Annotated in this window: 17 protein-coding genes and 1 riboswitch; of the genes, 16 read left to right on the top strand and 1 reads right to left on the bottom strand. The window is 43.0% G+C overall.

Translation table 11 applies throughout. The features are described 5' to 3' along the window. The first annotated feature begins 594 nt into the window (after nucleotides 1-594). The 8 genes from BCU94_RS11745 to BCU94_RS11710 all read left to right on the top strand — a co-directional run bounded on the left by BCU94_RS11745 (nucleotide 595) and on the right by BCU94_RS11710 (nucleotide 9,551). Nucleotides 595-792 carry a twin-arginine translocation signal domain-containing protein gene (locus tag BCU94_RS11745; protein ID WP_102435971.1) on the top strand — a complete coding sequence of 66 codons (198 nt, stop codon included), beginning with the start codon at nucleotides 595-597 and terminating at the stop codon, nucleotides 790-792. Nucleotides 793-809: 17 nt separating this feature from the next. Then, entirely contained in the window at nucleotides 810-3,665 is a 2,856-nt protein-coding gene (locus BCU94_RS11740; RefSeq protein WP_102476478.1) for a formate dehydrogenase subunit alpha, read from the top strand. A gap of 28 nt (nucleotides 3,666-3,693) precedes the next feature. Then, the gene (fdh3B, locus tag BCU94_RS11735) at nucleotides 3,694-4,263 is read left to right on the top strand and encodes a formate dehydrogenase FDH3 subunit beta (protein WP_102476477.1); all 570 of its coding nucleotides are present in this window, start codon (nucleotides 3,694-3,696) and stop codon (nucleotides 4,261-4,263) included. 74 nt (nucleotides 4,264-4,337) lie between these two features. Next, the gene (locus BCU94_RS11730; RefSeq protein WP_102476476.1) at nucleotides 4,338-5,321 is read left to right on the top strand and encodes a formate dehydrogenase subunit gamma; all 984 of its coding nucleotides are present in this window, start codon (nucleotides 4,338-4,340) and stop codon (nucleotides 5,319-5,321) included. Between the two features lie 319 nt (nucleotides 5,322-5,640). Further along, a complete protein-coding gene (locus BCU94_RS11725; RefSeq protein WP_102435978.1) occupies nucleotides 5,641-6,978 on the top strand; it encodes a coproporphyrinogen III oxidase family protein in 1,338 nt (445 codons plus the stop codon). A gap of 171 nt (nucleotides 6,979-7,149) precedes the next feature. After that, nucleotides 7,150-8,004 carry a PfkB family carbohydrate kinase gene (locus BCU94_RS11720; protein ID WP_102476502.1) on the top strand — a complete coding sequence of 285 codons (855 nt, stop codon included), beginning with the start codon at nucleotides 7,150-7,152 and terminating at the stop codon, nucleotides 8,002-8,004. A gap of 427 nt (nucleotides 8,005-8,431) precedes the next feature. After that, nucleotides 8,432-9,142: an MOSC domain-containing protein gene (locus BCU94_RS11715; protein WP_102476475.1), complete on the top strand. Its 711-nt coding sequence runs from the start codon at nucleotides 8,432-8,434 to the stop codon at nucleotides 9,140-9,142. Nucleotides 9,143-9,191: 49 nt separating this feature from the next. Continuing rightward, nucleotides 9,192-9,551 carry a DUF4870 domain-containing protein gene (locus BCU94_RS11710; protein WP_102476474.1) on the top strand — a complete coding sequence of 120 codons (360 nt, stop codon included), beginning with the start codon at nucleotides 9,192-9,194 and terminating at the stop codon, nucleotides 9,549-9,551. A 97-nt stretch (nucleotides 9,552-9,648) separates the two neighbouring features. Here the strand turns inward: BCU94_RS11710 and BCU94_RS11705 are convergent, their stop codons facing one another. After that, nucleotides 9,649-11,298: an electron transfer flavoprotein-ubiquinone oxidoreductase gene (locus tag BCU94_RS11705; protein WP_102476473.1), complete on the bottom strand. Its 1,650-nt coding sequence runs from the start codon at nucleotides 11,296-11,298 to the stop codon at nucleotides 9,649-9,651. Between the two features lie 208 nt (nucleotides 11,299-11,506). Beyond that, a riboswitch (molybdenum cofactor riboswitch) is annotated at nucleotides 11,507-11,640 on the top strand. On the opposite strand from BCU94_RS11705, the gene moaA reads away from it, so the two are divergent. The 8 genes from moaA to BCU94_RS11665 all read left to right on the top strand — a co-directional run bounded on the left by moaA (nucleotide 11,628) and on the right by BCU94_RS11665 (nucleotide 17,241). Continuing rightward, entirely contained in the window at nucleotides 11,628-12,608 is a 981-nt protein-coding gene (gene moaA / locus BCU94_RS11700) for a GTP 3',8-cyclase MoaA (RefSeq protein ID WP_102476472.1), read from the top strand. It overlaps the preceding riboswitch by 13 nt. Nucleotides 12,609-12,672: 64 nt before the next feature. Further along, the gene (moaC, locus tag BCU94_RS11695; RefSeq protein WP_102476471.1) at nucleotides 12,673-13,155 is read left to right on the top strand and encodes a cyclic pyranopterin monophosphate synthase MoaC; all 483 of its coding nucleotides are present in this window, start codon (nucleotides 12,673-12,675) and stop codon (nucleotides 13,153-13,155) included. Between the two features lie 111 nt (nucleotides 13,156-13,266). Next, nucleotides 13,267-13,515 (top strand): molybdopterin synthase sulfur carrier subunit, encoded by a 249-nt coding sequence (gene moaD / locus BCU94_RS11690; protein ID WP_076541374.1) that lies wholly within the window; start codon nucleotides 13,267-13,269, stop codon nucleotides 13,513-13,515. Nucleotides 13,516-13,517: 2 nt separating this feature from the next. Further along, nucleotides 13,518-13,994: a molybdopterin synthase catalytic subunit MoaE gene (gene moaE, locus BCU94_RS11685; protein WP_102476470.1), complete on the top strand. Its 477-nt coding sequence runs from the start codon at nucleotides 13,518-13,520 to the stop codon at nucleotides 13,992-13,994. A 14-nt stretch (nucleotides 13,995-14,008) separates the two neighbouring features. After that, nucleotides 14,009-14,863 carry a molybdate ABC transporter substrate-binding protein gene (modA, locus tag BCU94_RS11680; protein WP_102435989.1) on the top strand — a complete coding sequence of 285 codons (855 nt, stop codon included), beginning with the start codon at nucleotides 14,009-14,011 and terminating at the stop codon, nucleotides 14,861-14,863. A 3-nt stretch (nucleotides 14,864-14,866) separates the two neighbouring features. Next, nucleotides 14,867-15,547 (top strand): molybdate ABC transporter permease subunit, encoded by a 681-nt coding sequence (gene modB, locus BCU94_RS11675; RefSeq protein WP_102435991.1) that lies wholly within the window; start codon nucleotides 14,867-14,869, stop codon nucleotides 15,545-15,547. Continuing rightward, entirely contained in the window at nucleotides 15,528-16,634 is a 1,107-nt protein-coding gene (locus BCU94_RS11670) for an ABC transporter ATP-binding protein (RefSeq protein WP_102476469.1), read from the top strand. The genes modB and BCU94_RS11670 overlap by 20 nt, the downstream gene beginning before the upstream one ends. Nucleotides 16,635-16,716: 82 nt before the next feature. Next, the gene (locus BCU94_RS11665; protein ID WP_102435995.1) at nucleotides 16,717-17,241 is read left to right on the top strand and encodes a hypothetical protein; all 525 of its coding nucleotides are present in this window, start codon (nucleotides 16,717-16,719) and stop codon (nucleotides 17,239-17,241) included.

Here is a 17,241-nt window from a genome sequence, read left to right as displayed (position 1 = left end):
AGTTATTTCAATAGTTATTTTGACCAATTTTAGTGGCTTATTGATTGCTGTTACTACTGAATTTTTACGGCCGCTTTTTGTGCGCTACCTATGCTCAAAAGTAACTTGCTTGTTAATGTTTACAGAGGCATTTGTGGTCAGCTAAATATTGGCTATTTTAATAACGAAAAGCACTGCAAGTACAGCTTTTAAGTACTAAAAGTTATATAGTGATTGTGGTGTTTATTTAGACAAAAACCGTATAAAAATCCTTTTAACTCAATCTACTTGTTAAGTAATTTAACATTGTAAGCACTGCTAAAATCCCACCCAAAAGTTTTGTTCTCACACGGCATGATTTGAAAACATGACCCAGTTAACGCTTTCTTTATTTATTGGTTATTTTAGGCCAATGAACAGGTGTTAGATCATATTATTTCAGCCTCTCTCTCTATATATTAGCGGCGTAAATTTGTGGACTAGATTCATTTATATGTGTTTTTACCTTTTTAGCTCATCCGCTTAACCATTGATTAACAATGGTGTTTGGTAACTAAAAAGGCCTAAGAGGGCATCTGCATGATAAGCAGATGTGTATTAAACCCAGGAGTAAAGATGAAGAAGCAACAGCCTGATCTGAACCGCAGATCTTTGCTGAAAGCCATCACCGTAGGTAGCGCTGCTACTGCAGCAATTGCTGTTTCAGGTGTGAGTGTGGCAAAAGCAACCGAGAGTAACATTAGTATCAAAGGTTCTAATGGTTACAAAGAAACTGCGCATATTCGTAGCTACTACGATAGCTTACGCGGATAATTCAGGAGAAATAAGCGATGAAGTTAACTCGCAAGTCTACGGCAGCACCTAAAGCTGCTAGCAAGTCGCTCGGTATCAACCGTCGTCAATTTATGAAGAATGCAGGTATTGCTACTGGTGGTATCGCCGCTGCTTCATTAATGGGCACTGGCATGATGCGTCGAGCTGAAGCAAAAGAAATTGCTCATGATGCACCAACTGAAATCAAACGTACCGTATGTTCTGCATGTGCTGTTGGTTGTGGTTTATACGCTGAAGTACAAAATGGTGTTTGGACAGGTCAAGAGCCTGCATTCGATCACCCATTTAATGCTGGTGGACACTGTGCTAAAGGTGCTGCATTACGTGAACATGGTCACGGTGAGAAGCGTCTTAAATACCCAATGAAATTGGTTGATGGCAAGTGGAAGAAACTATCTTGGGAGCAAGCTTACAACGAAGTTGGCGACAAGATGCAAGATATCCGTGAAGAGTCAGGTCCTGATTCAGTTTACTTCATGGGTAGTGCTAAGTTCTCGAACGAAGGTTGTTACATGTACCGTAAATTTGCGGCTATGTGGGGCACGAACAACATCGATCACTCTGCACGTATTTGTCACTCTACCACTGTAGCTGGTGTTGCAAACACTTGGGGCTATGGTGCGCAAACTAACTCTTTCAATGATATCCAAAATGCAAATGCAATCTTCTTCATCGGTGCAAACCCGGCTGAAGCGCATCCAGTTGCAATGCAGCATATCTTATTAGCGAAAGAGAAAAACAACGCGAAAATCATCGTTGTTGATCCTCGTTTCTCACGTACTGCAGCGCACGCTGACCTACATTGTGGTCTACGTCCTGGTACTGATATTCCATTCATTTACGGTATGCTATGGCACATCTTTGAAAATGGTTGGGAAGACAAGACGTTCATCAAAGAACGTGTTTTCGAAATGGAATCAATTCGCGAAGAAGTGAAAAAATTCCCGCCTAAAGAAGTTGCTGATGTAACTGGCTGTAGCGAAGAAGAAGTTTACCAAGCTGCGAAAATGATGGCAGATAACCGTCCAGGTACTGTTGTTTGGTGTATGGGTGGTACTCAGCATCACGTGGGTAACGCAAACACTCGTGCTTACTGTATCCTTCAATTAGCCCTTGGTAACATGGGTGTATCTGGTGGCGGAACAAACATTTTCCGTGGTCACGATAACGTACAGGGTGCAACTGACTTAGGTTTGTTATTTGATAACTTACCAGGTTACTACGGTCTAACTTCAGGCGCTTGGGATCACTGGACTAACGTTTGGGATCTTGAAAAATCTTGGGTTAGCAACCGTTTCGACCAAGGTACTTACTTAGGTCGTGATCCAATGACCACTCCTGGTATTCCTTGTTCTCGCTGGCACGATGGTGTGTTAGAAGAGAAAGGTAAACTAGCACAGAATGACAACATCCGTATGGCATTCTTCTGGGGTCAATCTGTTAACACTGAAACTCGTCAAAGCGAAGTGCGTGATGCATTAGATAAGATGGACACAGTTGTTGTTGTGGATCCATTCCCAACTATGGCGGGTGTTATGCATCGTCGTCAGAACGGTGTTTACTTGCTTCCAGCTGCGACTCAGTTCGAAACTGAAGGTTCAGTATCTAACTCTGGCCGTAGTCAGCAGTGGCGTGAAAAGGTTATCGAGCCTTTATTCGAATCAAAAACTGACCTTGAGATCATGTACCGTCTATCTCAAAAGCTTGGTTTTGCAGAGCAATACACTAAACGTATCGCTAAAGATGCCAATGACATCCTAGTTATTGAAGACATCACTCGCGAAATCAACCGCGGTATGTGGACTATTGGTATGACAGGTCAAAGCCCTGAGCGTATCAAACAGCACACCCAAAACTGGGGCACGTTCAGCAACAAGACTCTTGAAGCTGCTGGCGGACCTGCTAAAGGCGAAACTTATGGTTTACCTTGGCCTTGTTGGGGTACGCCAGAGCAGAAGCATCCTGGTACTCAAATCCTGTATAACACAAGCAAACACGTTAAAGACGGTGGTGGTAACTTCCGTGCACGTTACGGTGTTGAATACAAAGGTGAGAACATTCTTGCTGATGGCAGCTTCTCTAAAGGCGCTGAAATCACTGATGGTTACCCAGAGTTCTCTGCACAAATGCTTAAGCAATTAGGCTGGTGGGACGAACTAACAGCTGAAGAAAAAGCATCAGCTGAAGGTAAGAACTGGAAAACCGATCTATTAGGCGGCATCGTACGTGTTGCTGTTAAGCATGGTTGTATTCCATTCGGTAACGCTAAAGCGCGTTGTATCGTTTGGACTTTCCCAGATATCGTACCTATTCACCGTGAGCCGTTATACACATCTCGTCGTGATCTTGTGTCTAAGTACCCAACTTACGATGATATGCAAGTACATCGCTTACCAACTCTTTACAAGTCAATCCAAGAGAAAGACACGTCAGCTAAGTACCCATTAGTACTGACTTCTGGTCGTTTGGTTGAGTATGAAGGTGGTGGTGAAGAGTCTCGTTCTAACCCTTGGCTTGCAGAGCTTCAACAAGAAATGTTTGTTGAAATGAACCCTGCTGATGCCGCAGATCGTAGTCTACGTGACGGTGATACTGTGTGGTTAGAAGGTGCTGAAGGTGGCCGTATTAAGATTAAAGTTATGGTTACTCCACGCGTTAAACCAGGTGTTACTTGGATGCCTTACCACTTCGCGGGTGTTATGCATGGCGAAAGCTTAGCGCCTAACTATCCAGAAGGTACTGTTCCTTACGTAATAGGTGAGTCTTGTAACACTGCAATGACTTACGGTTATGACCCTGTGACACAAATGCAGGAAACTAAGGCATCGCTTTGTCAGGTAGAGAAAGCGTAACAGCAGTTTAAGCTAGGAGAATTGCCGAATGGCTACAATGAAATTTTTATGTGATACCAAGCGCTGCATCGAATGTAATGGTTGTGTCACAGCTTGTAAAAACGAAAACGACTCTGCTTTAGAGTGGGGAATTCAACGTCGTCGCGTAGTGACTATCAATGACGGTCAACCAGGTGAAGCGTCTATCTCAGTGGCATGTATGCACTGTAGTGATGCACCTTGTATGGCTGTTTGTCCTGCAAACTGTTTCTACAAAACTGAAGACGGTATCGTACTGCACGATAAAGATACTTGTATCGGTTGTGGTTACTGTTTATATGCATGTCCATTTGGAGCGCCTCAGTTCCCTCAAGGCGGCGCTTTTGGTGCTCGCGGTAAGATGGACAAGTGTACTTTCTGTGCTGGTGGCCCAGAAGCTGATCACTCTAATGAAGAGCGTCAGAAATATGGTGCTAACCGTGTTGCAGAAGGCAAGCTTCCAATGTGTGCTGAGCTTTGTTCAACCAAAGCCCTACTTGCTGGTGATGCAGAAATCGTTTCTGCTATCTTCCGTGAGCGTGTGGCTTATCGCGGTTCTAACAAGGCTATTTGGGGTTAATCTCCAGCTGAGTTAGTAAGCATAGCTATGATGCCCAAGGTCACTTGGGCATCAAGCAGCATAGAGGAAGTATTATGAACAAGTGGTTCAAACAAATAGGCATCGCAGTCGCACTGGTATTCAGTGTGATCACATTTGCCCATGCAAGTGGTGAGCAACCGACAACAGCGCAAGACAGCAATGTTCAAATTTGGACACAGCTTAAAGACGGTGTTGAAGGGCGTACTACTTCAACCAGCGAGTTCCATGCACAGCCTATCAATACTTATGATATGCGTGTATTTCAACTCCGTAGTGACTTACTAGCGCCTGCGTTAATGGCGTCGTTATTTGGCATGATCATCGTCTTCTTACTGTTTATCAAGATAAACGGTATTTCTAAGCTTCACGGTGGTTTCACCGGTAAGATGGTGTATCGCTGGTCTAAATTTGATGTATCAATTCATTGGTTAGGTGCGATCCCTTGCTTGTTATTGATTCTGACTGGTTTAGTACTATTGGCTGGCCGTTATTTCTTCCAACCGTATATTAGTGAAGGGATGTGGTCTAATTTAGTCTACGTTGCTAAAGAAGTTCACGACTATATGGCTATCCCATTCATGTTGGGTTGGGCGTTAATGGTAGTGCTTTGGGCTAAAAACCAAATGCCAAAAATGTACGACCTTAAGTGGATGATGGTGGTTGGTGGTTACATTAACTTCGGTCCATTTAAAGGTAAGCATCCAGATGCGGGCTTTGCTAATGCGGGTGAAAAACTGTGGTTTTGGGCATTCGCATTGTTTGGTTTATTCATCTCAGTATCAGGAATGTTATTACTGTTCCCGAACTTATTTGAACCAAGCCGTACCTTAAGCTTAATTGCGTTAGTTATTCACTCAGTGAGCGCTATCGTGATTTGTGCCTTCTCAATCGTGCATATCTTCATGGCAACTGCTATGTCAGAAGGTGGTATGGATTGTATGGTTTCAGGTTACTGTGATGAGCAGTGGGCGAAACAGCATCACAACCTTTGGTATGATGAAATTAAAGCGAATGGCGAGTTAAAATATAAAGACTAATAGGTCTGCAGTATTTTTAGCTAAAGCTTAAAAAGCACCTCCAATGACTTCGGTTTAGGAGGTGTTTTTATTTCGGCTTTAGGTTAACCGTGTTTTAACAAAACTTTTTATCATTTTTAACAATGTGATACCTTATATTAGCTATTGGTTATTTAAGCACTCCTAATTTGTGATCGTGGCGGTAAAAATCGACAGATTTGGTTGTTTTTAACTGATAACTTCTAGATAGTTAACATCCTTGTAGCGTATGTCGAAATTTTCTACTTGAGTAGCAACTCATTAGCGTTGCTTGCGAGCCCCTTTTTAACTAGGAATTGCCATGTCATCAATTATCCGTCCATCAGATACCATTATCCAATCACCTTATCAGGCCAATATCACCACGCCAGATTGGATGATCAGTGCGATGGAAAAAGTGATGCAATTTTACGTTGATCGTAATTTGCGTTTAGACACGGTTTCAGCGGAAATGATGCCAGCGCCAGTAGAAGGTAAAAAGTACATGCTGTATGCTCATGTACCTTTTTGTCATACCTTGTGTTCATACTGTACTTTCCATCGTTTCTTATTTAATGAAGATAAAGCTCGTCGCTATTTCGTGTCTTTACGCAAAGAAATGGATATGGTTAAAAACCTCGGTTACGACTTTGAATCTATGTATATCGGCGGTGGCACCACCACGGTATTAGAAGATGAATTGGCTCGTACCATCGAGCATGCTAAAACCCTATTCCCGAATATTAAAGAGGTATCATGTGAATCCGATCCTCAGCACTTAGACAGCCCTGGCTTTAAGCAGTTAGAAGGCTTAGTCGATCGTATGTCTATTGGTGTGCAAAGCTTTAATGATGACATTTTAGCGATGACAGACCGCATTGAGAAATTCGGTACCGGTCAGCAAACATTTGATAAAATCATGGCGGCAAAAGAACTGTTCCCGATCATCAATGTTGATTTGATTTTTGGTTTCCGCGGTCAAACAGATGAAGTTATTCAGCATGATTTAGATATGGCGTCTAAGCTAGACCCTCGTCAAATTACCACTTATCCATTGATGATTACTCACCAAACACGTAAGAGTGTTAAGGGTAAATTAGCCGCTCCTCATGGTGATATGGCCCGTCAGTATCGTCAAATTCTTAATACCTTAAATGGTCAATATACTCAGCTATCAGGTTGGGCATTTGGTAAAGCGCAGAACGAAGGCTTTGATGAGTATGTTATTGATTATGATGAATACTTAGGCGTAGGTTCAGGTTCATTTAGTTTCTTAGATGACACCTTATACGTGAATACCTTCTCGCTTAAAAAATACCAAGAGCGCATTGCCAATGGCAAAATGGGTGTCGAGCAACAAAAGCAATATGGCAAGAAAGAAGTGATGCAATATCGCTTCTTACTGGGCATGTTCTCTGGTCGTTTATCACGTAAGTATTTCCGTGAAACCTTCGGCGTTAACTTAGATACCGCATTGTTTAAAGAAATGGCCTCAATGAGAGCCATAGGTGCAATTAAAAATGACCCGAACGATCCTGATAACCTCATTTGGACCGATAACGGTAAAATGATGGGCTTATTGATGATGAAAGAATTTTATTCAGGCATGGATAATGTTCGCGCTCAATTACGTAAACCCTTGCAAGCCGCTGATATGTAAGCGCCCCAAGCTTGAGAAATAAGTTAATGAAAGGCAGTGACCATGGTCACTGCCTTTTTTGTTATTTGCAGTATACTGATTTTGAATGCATCATCACTGTCCCACCATCCTCGTCATTTTTATCATGATGATTTTGGTGCATTGGACATTGGATTGTTAAAAGAGACCGCTATGGCTAATATTTTACTGCTTGCCAACATTAACTGTGACCGCTTACTGGAATTAGATAAACCGCTGCAAACCGGAGGTCGCTTTCATTATCAAGATGGCGGCTTACGGCTCGGTGGCGGTGGTGCTAATACCGGCATCGGTTTGGTATGGGCTGGGCACAATGTCTCGTTAGTGAGCCAAGTGGGCTCTGACAAGATAGGTAATTGGATTTTGGCTCAAGCCAGCACCAAGGGGCTAGATTGCCGCTTAGTGGAACGCTTTGATGGCGCAACCTGTGAAATGTTATTGGTGATGACGCCCGATGGTGAACGCACTATTATCCGCCCACAAAGACCCCTATTTGAACTGAGTGCGCCACCAAGCTGGCGACAATGGGATGCCCTATACACTAATTCATCAGCTAAAGGGATTAGTCAATGGACCGCATCAGCCCTTGATCATTGCTTGGTCGTATCGCAGTTAGCTAAAGATGAGCGGGTACGACCATGCCATATTTTAATTGCTTCAATTACCGATATGCATGGCCGCTGTGATGACAATAAGTGGGATTTTGCCGCTAAAATTGCCGGTGAGTCATTGCAATACTTTGTGGTCACCGATGGCGAGAATGGGGCGATAGCCTATAGTGCCAATGAACAGTTCCATGTGGCAGCAGTTCAATCAGAAGTTGTTGATACCACAGGTGCGGGTGATGCATTTGCTGCAGGGCTTATACATTACTTATGCCAGCAAAAAACCATTACTCAAGCCATGGAAGAAGGGGCAAGATGGGCTGCATTTGCCGTATCTACGGCAAGCTCGGTACCAGGGGATGCGTTGCAGCACTATCTTCAGTCGGCAACGATTAATGAGTAGTGAGCAATCAGCTACAGGCATTTATAAGTAACAATCAGCAATGAGCATTCAGTAAGCTGCACTTTGTCACTTAGCATCGCAACTAACGTATTTATGTCATTTGGCTTAGGTCATATTTTTATCATAAAAGTGTCGTTGTTCTGTCATGTGAGACGATTATTATGACAAGGTAACTTATTGAACAGGATGCTTTATATGGCTTTTTTGTTGAAAAAGTTTCTTCCATTTCTGGGATACGTTAATGCCCAATGTAATTTGAAAGATTTATGCCCCTGCAATCTCCCCATTTGCAGGGGCTTTTTGTTTAGCATCGCTCTTTTGTGTTAGGGCTAAAAATGCGCTTTGAAAATTCTCTATAGTAAGCACTGCTATAAGCCTGCTATATTCTTAAATAATCCAATCCCTTGTTAATTAAGAGTTACTGCTCATGGATGCTCAGTTGCTGGTTAAAAAAATTTCCGCTTTATATCAAGGAGAACAAGTTAGTGCTCTTGGTGATCAGAAGCACCTTATTGATAGTGGCATTAACAATAAACAACTCGCCCAAACCCTTATCGTCTCCAAGCTGGGCGTAACAGGCGATGGCCAAGCAGATCCACAGCATCATGGCGGCAGCGATCGGGTACTGCATCACTTTCCTCGAGAGCATTATGGCCAATATCGTCGTTGGGATTTAATGACAGGCTTTAAAGATGCGCCTGCCATGGGCGAAAATATCAGTAGCGTTGGCTTAGATGAATCACAGGTCAATATTGGCGATATTATTCAAATTGGCACTACGCTATTGCAAGTCACCCAGCCTCGTTCGCCCTGTTTTAAGCTTAACTTACAGTTTGGTCACCCTCAATTTGCCCTTGCTATGCAACAAACTGCGATGTGTGGTTGGTTTTATAAAGTCTTGCAACAAGGTGAAATTAACGCTGGTGATAGCATTTATTTAGTCGAGCGAAAATCGAATATCTCTATTGCTGAGGCGATGAAAATTTACTTTCTAGCAGAAGTGAATATCGAACAATATTCGACTCTGTTGCACTGTGAAGGGTTAGCGCAAACTTGGGTTGCTAGCTTACAAAAACGAATTCAAACGCAAACAATAGAGAACTGGCATTACCGTTTATATGGGCCAGCGCAAAACTAGAAACAGCGACATCAAAATCAAATCAGTAATATAAATAATAGGGAAAATCATGAGTGATTCAGTGGATACAGTAGAAAAAGAAGCACGTAATATGGGCTTGTTAGTGTATGCGGCAAGTTTTGCTGGTTATATTATTCCACTGGGCAGCATTATTGGACCACTAATCGTGTGGTTGATGAAACGTGATGAATTTAAATTTGTTAATGAGTGCGGGAAAAACTGTCTCAACTTTAAATTGAGCTTACTCATTTATGCCATCGTCAGTTCTATTTTAGCCTTTATTGGTATTGGCTTTATATTGCTTATTCTTTTAGGGTTGATGGATATCATTTGTACCATTATTGCCATTATCAGGGCAGGCGAAGGTATCGCATATCGCTATCCATTAACGATTAACTTCATAAAGTAATGACGTTGAAAATCATTTAGAGCCTATATTGCTTGCAACAAAAAGCCGCATTGTTTATATGCGGCTTTTTAGTGGCTGAAACACATCTAAATAAAGATTACATGTTCGGGTAGTTTGGACCACCGCCACCTTCAGGGGTGACCCAAGTGATATTTTGACTTGGATCTTTAATGTCGCATGTTTTGCAGTGAATACAATTTTGCGCATTAATCACAAACTTGTTTTCAGCGCCGTCGGTAACCACTTCATACACGCCAGCAGGGCAGTAACGCTGGGCTGGCTCGTTGAACTTAACTAGGTTTACCGTGATAGGGATCGAAGGGTCTTTTAAATGTAAATGACACTGCTGATCTTCTTCATGGTAAGTATTAGATAGGTAAACTGACGATAATTTATCGAAACTTAATTTGCCATCAGGTTTAGGGTACTGAATTTCTTTGAAGTCTTTAGCTAAGCCCATTTCTGCATGATCTGGAGCTTCATCACGTAAGGTGATTGGAAATTTACCGCCGAACCAGTTTTGGTCGATATAGTTAAATGCACCGCCAAGGTAAGTACCAAACTTATGTAAAGCAGGGCCAAAATTGCGAGATTTAACCAGCTCTTCATGGAGCCAGCTTTTTTCTATGCGCGTTTGGAAACAATCTAAATCTTTACCTGCTTCAACCCCAGCCATTAATGCTTCCGCTAAGGTTTCTGCAGCGACAATACCGCTCTTCATTGCGGTATGGGTGCCTTTAATTTTGGCAAAGTTTAGCGTACCTGCATCACAACCAATTAATAAGCCGCCAGGAAAGCTCATTTTAGGTAATGAGTTAAGCCCACCTTTTGCAATTGCTCTTGCGCCATAAGTAATACGCTCACCACCCGATAAAGTTTGTGCGATAACCGGATGCTGTTTATAACGCTGAAATTCATCGAACGGACTGATGTGAGGGTTTTTATAGTTAAGGTCGATAATCAGTCCAACTGCCACTTGGTTATCTTCCATGTGGTATAAGAAGCCGCCACCAGATGCACCATCATTTAAGGGCCAGCCACCTGTGTGTACCACTTTACCTTGCTGATGCTGTTCAGCAGGGATTTTCCACATTTCCTTAAAGCCTAAGCCGTAATGCTGTGGTGTTTTACCATTATCTAGATGATATTTTGCAATTAACTCTTTACCTAAATGACCACGACAACCTTCTGAAAACACCGTGTATTTAGCGTGAAGTTCCATGCCCGGCATATAGCTGTCTTTAGGCTGACCATCAATGCCAACACCCATATCGCCAATTAAAATACCTTTAACGTTATTATCGGTATTGTAAAGTACCTCACTGGCCGCAAAACCAGGGAAAATTTCTACCCCTAATGCTTCAGCGCGCTCAGCTAACCAGCGAGCGAGGTTACCGACACTGATGATGTAGTTGCCATCATTGTGCATGGTTTTTGGTACTAAGCTATTGGACATAAGCTGAGATTTACTATCAGAGCTCAATAGGTAGATTTCATCGTGAGAGACTTTAGTATTAAGTGGAATGTCTGAATCGCGCCAATCAGAGAATAGCTCATCCAATACCGTTGGTTCAAATACGGCACCGGACAGAATATGAGCGCCGACTTCAGATCCTTTCTCAACCACGCAGACAGTCATTTCCTTGCCTGCATCTTGTGATATTTGCATTAATCGACAAGCAGTCGCGAGTCCGGCAGGGCCAGCACCAACGATAACTACGTCGAATTCCATTGATTCGCGTTCCATCATTTCACCTTAGTTCTTAATTTCCCGTTTTTTGGCGGGTTTGTTATTTTTTTGTTTTACTCACCTTACCTTAAAATTGCTAAAGGTCACAGTAGCAAGTGAGATTTTAAGCTCGTGAGCTGGCTCGCAAATATTTACAGATTTTTGACTAACTGGGACAAAATGTCATAAAAAGATACTGATTCGAGCGAATTTAGGCCTATAATTAAGTCTGACGGTTCTCCGAGCTTTATGTCCTACGTCCACAGATATGGATATTTAGCCGTGGTAATTATGCCACCGGGGTCAGCAAAGAAATGCGCTTACCTCCCACACTTGGAAAGGTTAACATGTCCCAATTACAAGACAGTTTCGGTCGAAGGTTTCACTATTTGCGAATGTCAGTCACTGATGTTTGTAACTTCAAATGCACCTATTGCCTCCCAGATGGTTACAGACCTGATGGCAAACCTAAGTTTCTCGCGTTAAATGAAATTGAAAATTTAGTGGCAGCTTTTGGTGAAGTAGGCACCCAAAAAATCCGCATCACCGGTGGTGAGCCAACCTTACGTAAAGATTTCACAGATATCATTCGTATCGTTGCAGACAATGACAATATCAAAACCATTGCTACCACCACTAATGGCTATCGTCTCGAGAAAAATGCCAAAGAATGGTATGACGCCGGACTTAGACGCATCAATGTGTCGGTTGATAGCTTAGATCCTAAGATGTTTTATCAAATCACTGGTGAGAACAAATTTGATGAAGTCATGCGTGGCATTGATGCTGCACTTGATGCAGGTTTTGAGCGAATCAAAATCAATGCAGTCTTACTCAAAGGGCTTAATGATAAAGATTTGCCCCGTTTTCTGCAGTGGATAAAGAATACGCCGATTGATTTGCGTTTTATCGAACTGATGGAAACAGGCTTAGGCCATGATTATTTCAACGCTCATCATCTAGCTGGACTCGATATTAAGTTAAAACTTGAGTCAGAAGGTTGGTTATATGATCTTCCTGATGTAGATGATGGTCCTGCGCAAAATTTCAGTCACCCAGATTACCAAGGTCGTATAGGGCTTATCATGCCTTATGCGAAGAACTTCTGTGCCAGCTGTAACCGTTTACGAGTGTCGGCCAAAGGTAAATTGCATTTGTGTTTATTTACCGAAACCGGTCTGGACTTACGTGACTTATTGCAGCACGAGTCTCAGCGCGCCGAGTTAATTGAGCGCTTACATGGCCAATTAGCCCAGAAAAAAGAAACCCATTATCTCCACCAAGGTATCACGGGTGTCACCAAGCACTTAGCCTCTATTGGCGGTTAAGCTGCTGCGGTTTACTTATATTTGAATAATTTTTTACTCTCAAGATTCTATAAGGCAAGTTAGCATGAGCAATTGTTTTACCCATATCAATGCCGATGGCAATGCCCACATGGTTGATGTCACAGAAAAAAATATCACTGAGCGTGAAGCTCGCGCCGAAGCCTTTATTGATATGGCGCCAAGTACGTTAGAGATGATCATGAGCGGTAGTCACCATAAAGGTGATGTGTTTGCTACTGCGCGTATTGCCGGTATCCAAGCCGCGAAAAAGACCTCAGATCTGATCCCATTATGTCATCCATTAATGCTGACCAAAGTGGAAGTAGACCTTGAAGCGCAGCCAGAACTTAATCGCGTCAGGATCACCAGCTTATGTAAGTTATCAGGTAAGACGGGCGTTGAAATGGAAGCATTAACAGCTGCCTCAGTCGCTGCATTAACCATTTACGATATGTGTAAAGCGGTGCAAAAAGACATGATCATTTCCCAAGTACGTTTACTTGAAAAACGTGGCGGCAAATCAGGTCATTTCCAAGCTGAAGATTAGCCGGCAGCGCTTAACTAGCACTATCACGCTAGTTATCAATGCGAGTTAGCAACATCAGCTATAAAGATAAAATATTAGCCATTTTAAAATTTTGAAAGACGAGAGATTGACATGATCCAGGTCCTTTTTTTTGCACAAGTAAGAGAGTTACTCGGCACCGCTAAAGTAGAAGTTGCTGCTGATGGCGTTAGCAATACTGAACAATTACGTGCAGCCCTAGCCGCTAAAGATGAAAAGTGGGCTAAAGTACTCACCTCAGATAAATTATTAGTTGCCGTTAATCAAACCATGAGTTCATGGGATGCAGCGGTTAAAGATGGCGATGAAGTGGCCTTTTTCCCACCTGTCACTGGAGGCTAACCATGAGCCAAGTGAATACTAAACAAGTGGTGAGAGTGCAAACCGAAGACTTTAATGTCGCCGATGAGTACGCCGCTATTGCACAAGATAACAGTGATGGCGCAGTGGTGACCTTTGCCGGTAAAGTGCGTGACTTTAATGACGGCAGCGCAGTGACTGATCTCACCCTTGAGCATTACCCTGGCATGACTGAAGCGGTATTAGTGCAACTGGCTGAGCAAGCCTATGCTCGCTGGCCGCTGAATTATGTCACAATTATTCACCGTGTTGGCCGTATGGAGCTTGGTGAGCAAATCGTGTTTATCGGTGTTACCAGTGCCCACCGTAAAGCCGCTTTTGCAGCCTGTGAGTTCTTAATCGACTTTTTAAAAACCAAAGCACCATTTTGGAAATTAGAAGCTGGTGAGCAAGGTAATAATTGGGTTGAAGCCCGTGATTCAGATGAACAAGCAGCCACTATGTGGAATGAATCTAAATAGCATAGGATGCTGACATGATGACGTTAAGCACGATTCGCCGTTGTTTTCGATTGAGTCAATGGCGACGAACCGCTTTTATCAGGGCGTTATGTAGCCTAGTGTTATTGGTGTCATTTTCATCGCTGGCTGCCAAACCGCCAGCGATTGCCGCCGCTGCTAATGTTAAATTTGCTCTTGATGAAATTGTTACCAACTTCACTGCCTCAACTGGATTGCCATTAAGAGTATCCTATGGATCTTCGGGTAATTTTGTCGCCCAGATCCAACATGGGGCTCCCTTTGAAATGCTGTTAAGTGCTGATGAGTTTTATGTTCAGCAGCTGCATAAAGCGGGAAAAACAGACTCTGATGGCACCATTTATGCTATTGGTAAGTTAGCCCTAGTTGCCCCGAAAAACTCCTCCCTAGTGCTTGATGCTGAGCTTAACGGCTTACAACAGCAGTTAACTGATGGCAAGATTTCCCGCTTTGTTATTGCTAACCCTGCTCACGCGCCTTATGGCGAAAGAGCCAGAAGTTTATTGCAAGCAAAAGGCTTATGGCCGCAGTTAGAATCTAAAATCATCATGGGCGAGAATGTCTCGCAAGCGGCGCAATTTGCCTTAAGTGGTTCTGCACAAGGTGGCATAGTGGCGCTATCGTTAGCGTCCTCTGAGCAGTTTCGCAAAATGGGCAATTATATCGAAATACCCCAGTCGTTATATGAGCCGATTAATCAGCGAATGGTGATGATGCCCAATGCTGGTGCTACCACTCAGCAGTTTTATCAGTATATGCAAACCCAAGCCGCAAAAGATGTACTGCTCAATTATGGTTTTGGTTTTCCTCAGCGTGCTAATTCAAGCGCTTTTATGCAAGTCGAGAATTAATCTATGGATTGGCAATCGTTATGGTTATCAGCCAAGCTGAGTAGCGTTACTGTGCTAATTTTAGTGCCATTGGCCATTGTAGTTGGTCGACTACTGGCTTACCGTCAGTTCAAAGGGAAGTCATGGGTTGAAGCGTTAATCATGGTGCCCTTAGTGCTGCCTCCCACAGTAATAGGCTATTACTTACTGGTTGGCCTTGGCAGTCAAAGCCTCATCGGCCAATGGGTTGAGTCACTCTTTGGCGCGCAATTAGTGTTTAACTTCTCCGGTTTAGTTATTGCCTCTATTTTAGTCAATATTCCCTTTGCAGTGCAGCCAATCCAGCGGGCATTTGAAACTATCCCTCACGATATTCCTGATGCCGCCGCCTGTTGTGGCATGAGTTGGTGGCGAATTTTTGTCAAAATTGAGCTACCGATGATTTGGCCAGGGGTGTTAACCGCAGTGGTGCTGTGTTTTTCCCATGTGCTGGGTGAATTTGGTGTAGTGCTAATGTTAGGCGGTAATATTGCCGGTGAAACCAAAACCATATCTATTGCCATCTACGACAGTGTGCAGGCCTTTGATTTTGAAGCGGCTGGTACCATGTCGTTAGTGTTATTGGTCTTTGCCGTTAGTGTCTTGGCAATCACCACCAGTCTTTCAAGGCGTTTAGGAGGCGAGCATGCCAATCCGCAACGTTGATTTACATTGCCATATTTCCCAACAAGCACCGATCCCGTTAGAGGCTGACTTTAGTTGTAAAGCGGGAGAAGTATTAGCCGTCGTTGGCCCTTCAGGTGGTGGTAAAACCACCTTGCTGCGAATGATTGCGGGCTTAGGTTCAGCTCAACAAGGAGCGATTCAAAGTGGAGATAAAACTTGGTTTTGTCATGAGAAGCGCATCAATTTATCGCCGCAGCAACGTCATATCGGCTATGTGCCACAGCACTTTGGTTTATTTCCGCACTTAACTGCACTGGAAAATGTCATTTCTGGGCTCGATCATATTGCAAAGCATGAGCGTAAAGCCCGGGCGTTAGATTGGTTAGAGCGAGTGAATTTACATGGCTTACCCGCACGCTTACCGGCTCAGCTTTCAGGGGGCCAGCGCCAACGCGTCGCCTTAGCCAGAGCGCTTGCCAGAGAGCCGGCAGTATTATTGCTCGATGAACCCTTTTCGGCAGTGGATAGAGAAACCCGTGAAAGATTATATATTGAGTTAGCACGGCTAAAATCGCAGTTATCAATTCCAGTGATTATGGTCACCCATGATATGAATGAGGCTTTATTACTGGCCGATAAAATGATTTTAATCAGCCAAGGCAAAATGCTCCAGCAGGGTAAGCCCTTTGAAGTGCTCTATCATCCTCGCAATGAAATCGTGGCAAGGCAAATGGGCTTGCGGAATATTTTTACTGCTCAAGTGTCGGGCCGAGATGCAAACGCCAATATTACTTGGCTTAAAATGGGCGACCAGATTATTGCTAGCGATAGCGCCCCAGATTGCGAAGTGGGACAAACCGTACGCTGGGTTATTCCTAACCAAGGCATTCGTTTCAGTGCTATTACCAGCGGACGCCTTTGCCGCAGTATCAATAAACTCGATATCATGATTGATTCTATGCTGGTGATGGGGGAATCGGTGCGCATAAAAGCGTGTATGGCAGGGAGTGATGAGGCGTTTAATATGGATGTGCCAACGCATTTAGCCAATAAACTTAACTTACAACAAGGTTTAGCCACCACAATAGCATTGAAGTCAGAACAAGTTCATATTCTAGAATCATGATCAATTATTAATCTTACAAAGCTTGGGTCTTTTAATCGGCTTAGGTAAAGTAGCTCAATTATCAATGTCTTTTGAGGCTCTCATGTTCCGTATTGTTCTATCATTGCTTGTGGTATTCCCTTCAATGGTGATGGCAACGCCTAGTATGCATACTTTGTTATCTCAAGGTGAGTACGTTGAACCAATTGTGGTGATCCAGCAAGTTGAAATGGAGCACGATGGTTTGGTTTCAGCTTTTGATATGGATATTGAAAACGATCAATTAATTTATGAAATAGAACTCATCAACTTAGATACTAACGAACTCATAGCATTTGAATTTGACGCCCAAGATGGCAGTTTGAAGAGTAAAAAGTTAAGTCAATTTGCCTCAGATGATTTAGACCAGATTAAGGCCGCTAAAGTACTTATTGAACATAACATGAGCTTTTCAGATTTGGTGAAGTTAGCGACAAAAAATAAATCTGGCTATTTAATTGAAGCAGAACTCGAACACGATTTGACCATTAGTTATTTAGAGTTAAAACTACTTAATGTAAATAATAAGCATACCATTGCTTTTGATATTGAGAATTTACGTCCATTACCCCTACTGCAGTGGGACTAA

The organism is Shewanella sp. 10N.286.52.C2, from assembly GCF_002874545.1.
Taxonomy (GTDB): domain Bacteria; phylum Pseudomonadota; class Gammaproteobacteria; order Enterobacterales; family Shewanellaceae; genus Shewanella.
Note: the sequence above shows the minus strand (reverse complement) of the source record. Positions and strands in the feature narration are given on the sequence as shown.